Origin of the sequence: Paraburkholderia humisilvae (genome assembly GCF_902859855.1) — a bacterium.
GTDB lineage: Bacteria > Pseudomonadota > Gammaproteobacteria > Burkholderiales > Burkholderiaceae > Paraburkholderia > Paraburkholderia humisilvae.
Window position 1 is genome coordinate 1 of sequence record NZ_CADIKH010000099.1, and the last position, 13,225, is coordinate 13,225.

At 55.5% G+C, this 13,225-nt stretch carries 12 protein-coding genes and 4 pseudogenes; 9 read left to right on the plus strand and 7 right to left on the minus strand.

From position 1 onward, the window contains the following. From HV796_RS37390 to HV796_RS37400, 3 genes and pseudogenes are all read right to left on the minus strand, one after another. Positions 1–265 (minus strand): annotated as a pseudogene (locus HV796_RS37390) (IS3 family transposase); the annotation flags it as partial. Positions 266–294: 29 nt separating this feature from the next. Then, complete coding sequence (locus HV796_RS37395; RefSeq protein ID WP_175232872.1) at positions 295–612, minus strand: transposase; 318 nt, start codon at positions 610–612, stop codon at positions 295–297. A 586-nt stretch (positions 613–1,198) separates the two neighbouring features. Beyond that, complete coding sequence (locus tag HV796_RS37400) at positions 1,199–1,384, minus strand: hypothetical protein (RefSeq protein ID WP_175232873.1); 186 nt, start codon at positions 1,382–1,384, stop codon at positions 1,199–1,201. A gap of 1,000 nt (positions 1,385–2,384) precedes the next feature. On the opposite strand from HV796_RS37400, the gene HV796_RS37405 reads away from it, so the two are divergent. From HV796_RS37405 to HV796_RS37420, 4 genes are all read left to right on the plus strand, one after another. After that, complete coding sequence (locus HV796_RS37405) at positions 2,385–3,284, plus strand: hypothetical protein (protein WP_175232874.1); 900 nt, start codon at positions 2,385–2,387, stop codon at positions 3,282–3,284. Positions 3,285–3,432: 148 nt separating this feature from the next. Beyond that, positions 3,433–3,756 carry a copper resistance CopC family protein gene (locus tag HV796_RS37410; protein ID WP_246356271.1) on the plus strand — a complete coding sequence of 108 codons (324 nt, stop codon included), beginning with the start codon at positions 3,433–3,435 and terminating at the stop codon, positions 3,754–3,756. 131 nt (positions 3,757–3,887) lie between these two features. Further along, on the plus strand, positions 3,888–4,676 hold the full coding sequence (locus HV796_RS37415) for a copper resistance D family protein (RefSeq protein ID WP_175232876.1): 789 nt from the start codon (positions 3,888–3,890) through the stop codon (positions 4,674–4,676). A 226-nt stretch (positions 4,677–4,902) separates the two neighbouring features. Then, on the plus strand, positions 4,903–5,292 hold the full coding sequence (locus tag HV796_RS37420; RefSeq protein ID WP_175232877.1) for a DDE-type integrase/transposase/recombinase: 390 nt from the start codon (positions 4,903–4,905) through the stop codon (positions 5,290–5,292). A 324-nt stretch (positions 5,293–5,616) separates the two neighbouring features. On the opposite strand, the gene HV796_RS37425 is transcribed toward HV796_RS37420, so the two are convergent. Further along, complete coding sequence (locus tag HV796_RS37425) at positions 5,617–6,141, minus strand: transposase (RefSeq protein WP_175232878.1); 525 nt, start codon at positions 6,139–6,141, stop codon at positions 5,617–5,619. 585 nt (positions 6,142–6,726) lie between these two features. Next, positions 6,727–7,084, minus strand: a pseudogene (locus HV796_RS37430) (transposase). A 52-nt stretch (positions 7,085–7,136) separates the two neighbouring features. On the opposite strand from HV796_RS37430, the gene HV796_RS37435 reads away from it, so the two are divergent. From HV796_RS37435 to HV796_RS37445, 3 genes and pseudogenes are all read left to right on the plus strand, one after another. Next, positions 7,137–7,922 carry a DJ-1/PfpI family protein gene (locus tag HV796_RS37435; RefSeq protein WP_246356270.1) on the plus strand — a complete coding sequence of 262 codons (786 nt, stop codon included), beginning with the start codon at positions 7,137–7,139 and terminating at the stop codon, positions 7,920–7,922. Between the two features lie 326 nt (positions 7,923–8,248). Next, positions 8,249–9,499: a porin gene (locus HV796_RS37440; protein WP_175232879.1), complete on the plus strand. Its 1,251-nt coding sequence runs from the start codon at positions 8,249–8,251 to the stop codon at positions 9,497–9,499. A gap of 555 nt (positions 9,500–10,054) precedes the next feature. Next, positions 10,055–11,028, plus strand: a pseudogene (locus tag HV796_RS37445) (quinone oxidoreductase family protein). Positions 11,029–11,521: 493 nt separating this feature from the next. Here the strand turns inward: HV796_RS37445 and HV796_RS37450 are convergent. After that, positions 11,522–11,788, minus strand: a complete 267-nt coding sequence (locus HV796_RS37450; RefSeq protein ID WP_377694423.1) for a hypothetical protein — start codon at positions 11,786–11,788, stop codon at positions 11,522–11,524. Between the two features lie 31 nt (positions 11,789–11,819). Further along, positions 11,820–12,335, minus strand: a pseudogene (locus HV796_RS46115) (IS110 family transposase); the annotation flags it as partial. Between the two features lie 291 nt (positions 12,336–12,626). Here HV796_RS46115 and HV796_RS37460 point away from each other — a divergent pair. Beyond that, entirely contained in the window at positions 12,627–13,028 is a 402-nt protein-coding gene (locus HV796_RS37460) for a putative quinol monooxygenase (RefSeq protein WP_175232880.1), read from the plus strand. Between the two features lie 104 nt (positions 13,029–13,132). Beyond that, on the plus strand, positions 13,133–13,225 hold a 93-nt coding region (locus tag HV796_RS37465), incomplete at its 3' end, for an IS4/Tn5 family transposase DNA-binding protein (protein WP_175232881.1).

Consider the following 13,225-nt stretch of genomic DNA (forward strand, 5'->3'; position numbering starts at 1 on the left):
GTGTGGTGCGTGGCCAGCGCCCCCGGGTGGCGCCACGCAGCCCCGCCATGCGCATCAGGCGCGCCACCCGCTTGCGTCCCACATGCACCCCTTCGCGCGCGAGCTGCGCATGGATGCGCGGTGCGCCGTACGTGCCGCGGGAACTTGCATGCAGCGTACGGATGCGCGCGAGCAGCTGCGCATCGCTGCGAGACCGACCTGATGGCTCACGCGCCAGCCACGCGTAGTAACCACTCGTGGAGACCCCGAGCAGCCGTGCCATCGTGGCAATGGGCCAGCTGGCCCGGTTCGCTCTCATGAATCCGTACCGCCCTTCGGGGGTACGGCTCCCGTCTCGCGCGCGAACCAGGCCGCCGCCTGCGAGAGTATGTCGCGCTCCATCTTTAGCTGACGGTTCTCGCGGCGCAGCTTCGTGAGCTCTTGCCGTTCGGCCGTAGTGAGTCCGTCATGACGCACGCCCGCATCACGATCGGCCTGCACGACCCAGTTGATGATCGACTGCGCCGTTGGCTCGAACTCGCGCGCGAGCTCCTCGGGCGTACGCCCGGCCTTCACAAGCTCGACCATGCGAGCCCGGAATTCCGCAGGGTATGGGGTACGATGCTTGCCCATTTCCGGCACCTCCTTCTCAAAAGAATAGGTGTCCGTTTTTCTGGGTCAATCTCAGTTACGTTGTTCCGGTGGCTTCACGCCAGACCGTTACCAATCCAGCATGCACCGGTAGGTTACGATTGACGGAACAATCGGTTTCCTTCCTGGCCGCAGCCAGGTGAAACAATCCTCTACGCGACTTCACGTCGCACTGACACAGTAAGATTAGCATTGTTGTCGTGCCTGGTCCCTATCGAGATCACGTCCGATCGCCGTTGCCGCACGCGATCGCGCGCCTCACAAAGGCACCACAAAGACGGCTGGTCAGTTGTCGGTGACTCAAACCGGCATAGCTCCCGAATAGAGAACGTATCCTACATTCTTGGGCGACGCCATTTCGATCGAAGAGCTCGCGGGACTGGTCGAGTAAGCGACCGAGAGCCATAATGGCACGCCGCACACCCGCCGGAACAGCGCGACGTTGCCCGGAGATATCGACTATTTTGTGCGAGGTGAACAGCCTATGGTCACGTGGCTCGCCGAACATCATCGCCGCAGCTAATGGCTGATGCAGTCCGCGCGGCGCTGAGGTGTACGCTTATCTGGACTAGGCCGCGCGGCCGGACATCACCTGCACGCCCGTTTGCGGCCGCACTACAAACTGACTTACAAGTTTCGCATGAATTTCGGCCACTCCGTCGCCGCGCGCGACCAAACCGCACGGCTCGATGTTGAAACATATGCGAAAAAGCATCAAATCGACCATCCGGTCAATAGCGACCACGTCATCCAACGTGATAAACCTATGCATCAAAGACTCAAGCCGGTCACAGGCCTTTTGCACCTACTCTCACAATTAAAAATATAATATTAGTTATAAAATTACATCAAATCTTTATTTTTTCGATTATTGACGAACAATTCGTGTGGCAGTACCTTGCCATCCATGAAGATGGCGCGAACATTTTTCGGAAAGCGGTTCCGAGCATAGGGGATTCAATTAAAGTATCTCGCTCTATCCTCGACGTCACCAGACGGTTGGCAAAGCCGAGCGTTGCGTTTTATAAGGTGCTGGGCCTTTTCCCTTCTGTGTTCATTCGATTCGAAAATGAGAAAATGGGGTTATTTGCAGATCTACCAGCCATAGAAGGAGTGCGAGGGTGGTCGCAAAACTGCATTGTCCATTGTATGGACATGGCAGCTAAAGGCGAAACGGAACTAGCCAAATGCGATAGGCCGATATTGCAAATGCTTAGTCTTTGTACTGCCTTGCAACAGCCCGCAAACCCGAACTCCAGCCTCGTTCGCGAGACCGCTATAGTCGCGATAGAGGCGTGCAACGACTGCGCAGACGTTTGCGAAAAATTTGGCCGCCAAGTTCCCGTATGCACGGGGTCCCACCGAGCGTTCTCCAAGGCGAGCAAATCGCTCCGAAGCTGATACCAGAAGTTTGCCACCAGCTCAGACTCAGTTCCATTGTCGACAAATGCCATTTAAGAAAACGGTAGGCTTATGTGCCGGCTGCCATTCGTCCTTCACATACTTGTGCGAAGGCGCTCGATTACGAGCTTCGCAAGGCGGCGATTCAGATGTCTTGCGCCCCCAACAATTCGATTCAGAAGGATGAGTTAATCTAAATATGGCCTATTATTTATATTAACGATAACTTAATAACTAAACATGATTTACAATTTTAAATAACATTAAGCCGAAGAGCTCTATATGGACTGAATTTCGCCAACAAGAAATTTGCAGAGTTTCGATAAAAGACACAGCCACAAACCGGAAAAACCATGCACCCACCCACAGCTCGTCGTTGCAAAGCAACGCTAGCAACATGGGCCGTTGGCGCGGCCGCAGGCACTTGTCTGCTCGCCCCTTCGTTCACTACCGCGCATGCCATTGCCGGCGACCGCGTCTTTCCGTCGACGATGGCAATCGACGACCCGGGTGTCGGTGACGAAGCCAACTTCCAGTACAGTAGTATGCGTATGCCAACTGACAACGGCGACAAAACAATCAACACCTTTAATGCCGAATACGACAAGTTGGTAACCCCATCGCTCGCGGTATCAGTCGATGGCACTTACATGATGCAAAATAATCCCCACGCTCGCGGCTTCGATAACTTTGCCGTCGGTCTCAAATATCTCCTGTACGTAAATAGCGGGCACGAATTCATGACATCCGTGGGCGTCGACGCCGAACTTGGCGGCACGGGAGCTCGCGCCATCGCCGACAACTTCTCGACGATCGCGCCAACTATCTATGCCGGAAAAGGCATGGGCGATCTGCCCGATTCGCTCGCCTATTTGCGCCCAATCGCAATCACCGGACAAGCAGGGCCGGCCCTCACCACTGGCGCGGGACAACCGAATGCATTCAACTATGGTTTCGCGGTGCAATACAGCCTGCCCTATCTTCAACAGCACGTACACGATCTGGGGCTGCAGCGCCCTCTGTCCAACCTCATACCGATTGTGGAAGCGCCCCTTTTCCGCAGTCAGGGACAAACGACAGGAACAGTAAATCCGGGCGTCATCTGGGTCAACCGCTTTGGTCAATTTGGCATCGAAGCACAACTGCCGATCAATCGGGCCAGCGGTTCAAGCGTAGGCATCCTTGTTCAGGCGCATATATTCCTCGACGACGTTGCACCAGCGACGATAGGAAAACCGCTCTTTCGGCCGTGAATGGACTTTGAAGAGCGGGTGAACGGGTGTGCCAGCCCGATATATTCGTCCGCGATAGATTTCTTACAAACCTTTGCTATTCATCAATTCAGCCATGAAAAGAACTCTCGCGGCCCTCCGGATTGCGTACTGCCTCGTCACTGCGCTGATGCTAGCTAGCGCGCAACTCGCATACGGACATGCCTTTCCGACTGCTCAGACACCGTCGGCGGGATCCGCTGTGTCCGCCTCTCCCAAGGAAGTGTTCATCGACTTCGATGCCCCCATTGAGCCGGCGTTCAGTTCAATAACCGTCAGCGACGCTCACGGTAAGTCCATGACGGACGGCAACGCTGAAGTCGATTCGCCGAACCAGCGCCGTATGTCGGTGAGGTTGATGCCTCTAACGCCAGGTGACTACACGGTCGCCTGGATGGTGACCGCCAGAGACGGGCACCACACTCAGGGGCACTACAATTTCACAATGAGGTAACGATGGGACAACTCGTCATCGTGCAAATTGTTGTCACTGCAGCGCAAGACATCCTGTTTGCCGTTGTAACCGGGACGCAGTTGTGTGACGCACTGCTTAAACGGAAACAAGAATTTGGACCCTCTCCATCGATGGGAATCGGCTACCTGCGGCTCGGCTCTCTCTGCACGCTCGCGTTCACTTGCATCCTGAGCCTGTGGTTCGAGGCAGCCGTGATAAGTGGCCTGCCGTTCGACAAAGCGGGGACAGTGATACGCACGGTGCTGACACAGACGCACTTTGGCGTCGCATGGTCGGTGGGCTTCTGCGGCACGTTACTCGCATGTTTCGGTGGAACGCGTAACACCCACTCGGTGTGGTGGCTCGTGACAGTCGGCATGGTCGCCTACCTGTTAAGCAAAGCCGCGACCAGTCATGCTGCCGACGCGGGCGACTTCACGGCACGTGGCGTGGTGCATGTAGTTCATCTGGCTGCAACGGCGTTGTGGGCTGGCGGCGTGATCGTTGGAGTTCCGGCTGTGTCCTGCTGGGGAAAATCGACGTTGGACACGCCTGTGCGACGCGCGACATTTTACACACGACTATCGCAACTGGCGACGGTCGCGCTCGGCCTTGTGATAGTGACCGGCATCTATGACGTCACGCAGGACACGCAAGACCTCACCGCACCGTTACTTAGCGTGCCGTATGGGCGCATAATGACTTGCAAGCTTGCATTCGTTAGCCTAGCGATACTGCTTGGAGGCTACAACCGGTTGACACATCTGCAATATCTGCGAGCGACCGCGTCGGACGGCGGTAGTGCGTATCGCGATGCTCATCGCAAGTTCGACCGTGTGCTCGCGATCGAGGCCGCCGTCATGGTCGTGATATTGACAATCGCCGCCGTGCTTGGCCACACGTCGCCGTCGGGCGGCTAAGCCCGCGTATTTCGCACCGAGCTGGACAGCGATTTCGCGGCCAGTTGGAGAGGTATTTTACGCGAAGCCGGGCGTATCCCTCAGCGCAGCCCGTCTTGAATGGTACGACCCCGGCGCAGCCATGTTGAAGGTAAGGGCCCGGTAAAAGGCAGGTTGAGGTGTACGGCCCATCGGAAGGAGCATTGTGTCCATCATAAATGCGCGATGGACCGGGCAAAGTCAGACGGTGGACCTCCGGCTCAGGGCAAATCGCGACGTGAAGCCCACCAGTGCCTTCTTTCGCAAGGCCATCAAACATCACGGCGAGCCGCAGAGACGATCAGCTATGCGGGCCGCACACCGTGCAGTGCGGGTGACGAAGGCTGATGGCATGCTGCCGAAGGACACGAAGGTTCGATCCTCGAAATACCTGCGCAATCTGATCGAACAGGATCATCGCAATATCAAGTCCAAAACGAATGCGATGCTGTGCTTCAAACGTTTCCGGAACGCGACGATCGAGCTCCCAGGCAATGCATTCATCCATCGCATTCGCAAGGGCCAGTTTTTCTGCGCGGATCTTGCCCGCAGGGGCACTACCCCGCCAGTCTGGAAGGCGGTCGTCTTCGCCATTTAATTAGTTTTCCCTATGCTCTACCACCCATTATCACCATCTATGGTCGACTCCCTGTAGTCAAGCAGTCGCGGTCCCCGGCATGAGGTCAAGGTTGCCACCATGTATCCGGGCGCAGTTCGCAGCACACGCTGCGGGGCTCCCATGATGAATATCCGCGAATGGGTACACCATCAGAGCTTCGCGCTTGCTTGGCATTGGTGCAAAACGGGTTTGGCCCATCACGCCCCCCCTCTGTCATCGAATTGAGTCTGTTCAAGCAGTCGCTGGAAAGTGAACATTCCTTCGATGTTAAAGACTGGGTCTGTCAATACATCAAACTAAATCTCAAGGGAACCTGGCCAGCCTGAAGGGCTGATCCCAGATCAGCCTCGCCCGTCCTGTGCGCGAGCATTCTTTGCCGCGAGCGCCACGACAGCGATGTTTTTGTGCCCGCGTTGACACAGTTCCATCAGCCATCGCTGGCCTGGTGGCAGCCATGTGTATAACCACACGCGAACCGTGAATCAGAAGTGTTCGTAATGCCGTATCGCCGCGCTTGCTGATGCCGAGCGGGTGCTGGGTACCGCCGGAGGAATACTGACGTGACACCAGGCCCAGCCAAACAGCCAGCTTTGGAAAAAAAACGCGGGCGTTGCCGATTGAGGCCGCTATGGCCGACGCGGTGAGCGCCCCGATGCCGGGCATTGTTTCGAGAAGCTGGTCGGGCGCTTCCGTATGGTGGATTGCGCGCATACGGCCTTCCAGCTCAGTTAATTTGTTGCCCAGTTCGCGCGGAGGCCCGGCGAGCATCTGGATTAATGCCCGGAACGGCCCGCCATTCTCACTGTCACGACTGAAAAGGGCCTTCATGACCCGCTAACCCACCAGCCGGACGCCCCGTGGCCGCACGATACCGAATTCTCCCAAAAGCCCGCGGATCTGATTGGCCAGTGCTGTACATGACTTGACCAAGCCAGCGCGAGCAAGATGCAGCGACGGCATGGTCTGTTGCACCGTTTCACCTGCGTCCTGAGCCGTACAAAGCGCATGTGCGGTCGTGTTATTGCCTCGCAGATTGCTTCAACCTCGGCCGCGCCGGCCGTGTTGCTCTTGGCGTACGACCGGACGAATTGGAGGGCAACCAGTCAAACGGAGTGCCCGGGCTTTGTGAGTTCGCGGTCCCAGTAATCCGGGAGCCGCACGCCTCCATCACTCGATCTTTCAATATACATTATCGAATCCTTAATGCATTATTTTGTGTAACGAACAAAAATAAAACATTAATGTTAATTTCTCAGATTGCTTGCAATCGTTGACGCAATATGTTGACCATCGTTACCATCGAAATATTGGCTTTATCACGTGGCTGTATTGTCAATAAGCATTGGGTGTCCGGAGATATGACTCCACGGAGCCGCAAACACGTGCGACACGTTAGAGGTCGTTTCAAAAAGACTACTTCGTAGGTCTGAGGATGTCCCAACAGACGAGGAAGCAGCCGAGTTTGAGGAATGCTTTGTGAATGTCGGCGCGACACTCAAAGCGAGTGCGGAGACGACGAAAAATTGCGGAGCCATGTGTGAGTACGCTCGACCACTCAACGAAATCCAGCCTTTTGCCAGTCGCGCAAGCGACGCCAGCAGACGGGGCCCGAACCAGATCCCAACCTGATCGACAAGTCGCACCAGCATATCCCGGTCTTGAACACGAACAGGATGCCGTTCAGTGCAGCCCGGTCCGAAACCCGGCGGCGGCTTGGATATTTCTTGCGTCGCGACTTTGGCTGCGCATCGGTAGTTAGCCTACCCGTCATTATCGGCTCACAATGTTAAGTAGCCGAGATTAAAAAATAGAGATCTAAAATCATGAAAAAACCGATATTACTTGCAATTTTTTATTTTGCCACGTGGCTATTTATATTGAGCATAAGCGCTAAAGCCCAAGCCGAGTCATCGCGATCGGAGTCGTCGAGCCAGGTGAATGCCTCAGGCAATCAGTCAGCTTCGGGCATGAACGACAGCGACGCCGACGCGGCTCAGAAACAATCGGTGAAACGGAAAAAGAAAATCGGCATCGTGATTTTCCCTGGCTTTGAGGCACTCGACGTCTATGGCCCGGTCGAAGTGTGGGGTGACTTTCCGGACTATGAGATAACCACGGTTTCTGAGCATGATCGCGCGGTTAAGTCCGCGCAAGGCGTGGCAACGGTCGCGACTTACTCGTTCGAGGACGCACCCCAGTTCGATATTTTGATGGTACCGGGTGGCGCTGGCGTGCGGCGGGAGGTGAGTAATCCCGTTATGCTCAATTTCTTACGCAATCAGAACCGTCGGACAGAATGGACGACATCGGTCTGCACGGGTGCCGCACTGCTGGCCAAGGCGGGAATTCTAAAGGGCCATAGAGCGACCACCAACAAGATCGCATTCAAATGGGTGGCCAGCCAAGACAGGGACGTACTGTGGCAGGGCCACGCACGCTGGGTTGTGGACGGTAAGTACATTACCTCGTCCGGCGTGTCGGCCGGGACCGACATGGCGTTTGCACTGGAAGAAATACTTTACGGACGTGCTTTCGCTGAGCACAGTGCTCGGGTGGACGAATACATATGGAACGACGATCCGACCAATGATCCATTCGCGGTCAATTAATATAGCCTTTTCGATTTCATAGCGTTTATCTTCGTGCCTCATTAGAGAAATTTTTATGTTGATTTCCCACACGGGTAGATATCAGAGAAGCGAGTACCCATAGAACGAATTTGTGAGTATCAAGATCATCGCCTTATATAATCGTCGCAGATGAGGGGACGCTGTTTCGGAAGGCAAACTGCGGTTCGATTTATTTTGATAGTTAAATACGCGTCTCGCAGATGTTTCATAAGAACCGGCCAATAGCTGCGCATCACAGGCCCGCCAACGGCTGGGCGACTCCAGCCACACGGCAATCGATCATCGAAACTACGGCGTTTGCAAGCATGACTACGGTAATCCAGGTTATCCCGCAAACCATTGGTACACAAGAAGCCGCAAAGAAGCGTGAGCTCGCGCGGCACGCCAATTCTACTTACCGTGGACGATGTGACTTCTCGCGCATTCAGAGGAGGAAGACTCTTCTATCGACGTTGCTCGCCCTGTTTGGGTCCTTGGCCTCACGGGTTCACGCACAGAGCAGCGTGACGCTATATGGGATCGTCGATGAGTCGATCCAGTATGTGCACAACACTGCGGGACAGCACACACAGGTCGGACTGCAGTCGGGCCAGATGTCGATTTCTCAGTGGGGCATGAAAGGCAATGAGAATCTTGGTGATGGACTCAACGCATTGTTTGATCTCCAGAACGGATTTGACGTCAATAGTGGTAAGTTAAGCGGCAGTAAACTTTTCGGACGACGTGCGTACGTTGGATTATCGAGTAATACGTGGGGTACGCTCACGCTTGGGCGCCAGCAAAACGTGCTGTCGGATCTCGTTCTGCCTGTTCAGGGTAATAATTTCCTCGAATACTTTACCACACCAGGAGACGTGGATCTAGCAGACGGATCGGTGCGTGCGAGCAATTCGATCAAGTGGGAAAGCCCAATATGGGCGGGCGTACAGATTGGGATCTTGTACTCGTTCGGGGGCGTGCCTGGATCGGTGAAATCGGGATCGAGTTATAGTTCAGCAGTCAGTTACAGCCAAGGCGAATGGACCCTCGCCGCAGGCTATTCCCATGAGGATAACGGTAATTCGAATCTCTCCACACGTGGCACGACAAGTACGGATAGCATTTTCTTTTCGTCTGTAAATGCAGCCTACGCCAGCGCAAGTGGATTCAACATCACGCGTGTCGCCTGCAACTACGTCGTCGGACCTTTCACCATCGGAGGGTACTACAGTTACTCGGAGTATCTCGCCGACGGCGCCTCGACGTTCAAGGCGACTGAGCGGTATAACAATGGGTCGGTTTATGTGTACTGGCAGGTTTCCGCCGCTGTTGCCATCGAAGCTGGCTACGACTACATGAAGTCACATGGCGATTCGTCGGCCACCTATCATCAGGCCACACTGGCAGCGAACTATTCGTTGACGAGGCGTACCGATTTATATTCATCGATAAGTTACGGGCACGCATCGGGGCGCAATGGCGGGGGTTCCGCCAAAGCCGTCATTGCCGACTCGTCTCCAGCGGCAGGCAATAGTAACCAAGTGCTGTCGATGCTAGGCATACGTCACCGGTTCTAGTCCGCTACGTCCAGATCTCTTGATGCGACTGCGCTGCCCTCGGGCACCGAAGTCCTTGACTACGGCGGAGCAGGAACCGAGGTCTGTCGAAATGCATGGACCGACAACGAGTTAAGCAGCGAGCTGATTCAGATAGTATCGCTGGGTAAATGCAATGAGTGGGAGGTAGTCGAGACGAGCCTCCGTACGTTGGCGGTTATTCTCCAAGATCATATGATACATACGGGCCCAGCTCCCAGACATTTGAACAGGATTCGATGAGCGGTTGTATAGCTGTCCGGCAAACCGCCCAACGCGCGGAGTGATCGCCAGGAAGATGTGGCTGCTAGATTCCCATAGAAAATAACCATAGAACCCGTTCGGGAAACTTCGCATGATTGCCGCCAAAACGAATCAGGGCAATTCGAAGCCAGTCATTAAACGCGGAACCGATATATTGTATGGTAACGTATGCCGTTCGGCCGTGTGCGTGAATACTTGGTTATGTTGAAGCATACCGAGGTGGTAAGGCGGGTGTGGAAGCAGTCATCGGCAGATGGAACTGGGAGCGAGGGCATGGCCAAAGCAATTCGATTGCGTAATACAGGCGGACCGGATGTACTGCGCTGGGAGGAGCTTGATGTCGGCGCGCCCGGGAACGGTGATTTGAGGATTCGCCATACTGCTGTTGGACTGAACTACATCGACGTTTACCACCGCGAAGGTTCGTTTCCACTCCAACTACCAACCGGCCTAGGCGTCGAAGCCGCGGGCGTCGTTGAAGCGGTCAGCCCGGAGGTGCGAGGGTTTGCGGTCGGCGACCGCGTCGTTTATGCCGGTGGGCCGCCCGGCGCATATGCCTCTGCGCGCCTGCTTCCCGCCGCTCGCGCAACAAAGCTTCCCAACAGTGTGGGCGACGTGCTGGCTGCCAGCGTGTTCTTCAAAGACCTTACCGCGGAATACCTGATTCACCGCTGCCACAAAGTGGCAAAGGTGACATCGTCCTCTGGCATGCCGCAGCCGGTGGCGTCGGCTCATTAGCGTGTCAATGGCTGAGCCATATCGGCGCGATTGTGATTGGGACCGTGGACACAGACGAGAAGGCGCACCGAGCGAAAGAAAACGGGTGCAGCTTCGCCATCAACTATCGCAAGGAAGACATTGTCACTCGCGTCAAAGAAATCACCGATAACGAGCTTGCGTCGGTCGTATATGACTCGGTCGGAAAAGACACAATCCTCGGATCACTCGGTTGTCTGCGCCCACGCGGGATTCTTGTGAGCTTTGGCACCGCGTCAGGACCGACTCCCAATATCGATCTTGCGACGCTAGGCGCGCGCGGCTCGCTGTACATCACGCGTGCCTCGATTGCGCACTATACGGCTCAGCGCGCAGAATTCGAGGCCGCTGCGGAATCGGTGTTCAAGGCACTGGAGCAAGGCATCTTGAAGGCCGCATCGCCAACAACCTATCCGTTACAAGAAGTTGCTCAAGCGCACCTCGACATACAAAGCGGCAATACTACAGGCTCTGTCGTCCTGCTGCCGTAAGGCGACATAGGCGGTAAGTCAGTCATCCACGACGGTTTATGCCCCGACAGTTTCCGCGCGCCGCCCCGCCTCGCGCGCGTCAAAGGTCTGTCCGCTGCCGTGATCTCGGACATAGTTAGTCAATGGACCGTATTCAATGCAATCGCGTGCTGGTGCGTCTGGGTGTAGTTACGGCGATAGGCACGCCGCTCCGCGACGGCATAGATTGACTTCCGATAATCCACGGTGCTCCGCCCTGGGGAAGGCTTCACGACTTGTTTTCCAGAACGTCTCAGCACAGCCTTGTCCAGTATCAACTCGCCTCCACCTTGTTGAGTTGGGTGGTTATCGCCCAGAAGCTGTTTCAGTTGTCTCACCTGGTACGTCTGTAATTCCATTAAAAATCTTAGCGTGTTTTTTATTTTTATGAAGGTATGCAAAATGGACGTGCATAAGTACGGAGAATACGACGAAGTGCAAACCAGCCAAGTTTTCGGGCAACCTCTCGTAGTTCCTAGCCAGTCGGAGGTGGGTTGAGCCAGCCGAAGCTGCGCTCGACCACGCAGCGGCGCGGCAACAGCACGAAGCCCTTTTTAGCCCCCGGCAGCTTGATGACCTGCAGTTCAATACCCTCGTCACGCCCGGCCTGCGCGGGCTCTTCGCCGGTATAGCCCCTGATCAGCGAACGCCACCTTGACCGTCTGGCCGTTGCCCGCTCAACCTGACACGCCCGTTCTCCGACCTGCGCACGTTCCTGTTCGCTGGCCGGCGTAACATGCACGGCAAGCAAGTGCCCCAATGCATCAACCGCAGCGCCGGTGCGATGACCCCCAGTCAGCACAGCCGGTGTAGCGCACACCGTCCAACAGCAGAAAGGCCTTCACCCGTTGCCGCGCACGCTGCAAGTCGTCTTTCGCAATCACCCATGCGCGCCAAATCCCGGAATGCATCATCCTCGACGCCGGGTACGTACACCGCCGACAGGTCGACAGCACGCAATGATCGAACGAGCTTGACGGCATCACATCGGTCAGTCTTGATACCCTCTCCCGGCTTTCTGGGAATCAGCGACGGTGCGCACGCCATGCACTGGAAACCTTTCTGGAGAAGCTGCCTATAAAGCCCTCCCCGAACGGGCCCGCTTCGTAGACGACGCTGATGCATCGCGCGTTACGTTGCAGTCGCTTGCACAAACGCTCTACGTCAGCCTGCGCCGTACCGATCTTACCGAGCAATTCAAGCTCGCCCGCTCCGATAGTATAGGCGCCTGTGATCGAATCCTTATGTACATCGAGACCCACGTAAAGAGTGCTATCGTCGTCGGACACCAGACCTCCGGCGAAAAGCCTCTCGCGTACAATTGCGCCCGCACCGCTGTGTCGATCTTGTCGGTCTTGACGGCAGTTTGCGCAAAATCGGCAAGGACCTCGGTCAGTTCCCCAGTGATGAAACGGCAAGCAAACTGTTGTATCTGGCCTCACGCAACGTCGAAAAGGATTGGAAGATGTCCCCTATGACCTGACGGCAAGCAGTCAATCGTGGTCTCCCCATAACGGGCGTCCGTGATGGAATTCAGGTCATCGAATACGTTCGTTTTTTCTCCTCATGTAGGATTTTTCATGAAAATCATAATGAAGGCACTTCTTGGAGTGGCCCTTGCCCTCCTCCAGACTTTGGTCACTCCAGTGGCCTGGGCTGAAAATAAGCCTGTCGCTATCGTTGTCGAATATATGACCGTGGGTGGAAAAGAGCGGGAATTGCAGACCATTCTGCGCGAACACGCGCAACTGACAGTCAACGAAGAGCCGGGATGCCTCCGTTTCGAGGTCCTCAAACCCATCGACAAGGACGGCGCCCCCATTCCCGATCGTCTCATGGTCTCAGAACTTTACTCGGACGAGGCTGCGGCGACAGTTCATGCAAAAAATTCGAGGCTGGTCACACTCCTTTCCAAGATCCGCCCTTTGCTTGTCATGGAAAAGGTTACCCGATCGATGGTGCTTGAATCCGCCACCAAGTAATCGGCACGCGCGGCTCACGGCATTCCATTACACACAAGTTGAGCTGAGTGGGTTGTAAACTTCGGCGCTTTGCCGTTTACTCTTGTTTTTTGCGTGACGAGCGAATGGCACAAGCGACGGAGAGTTGGGCGGCAATGGAATTCAAGGGTATTGATCTGGGCGACAAGCGCCTGAACCGACGGGCAGTGCTGTTGGCC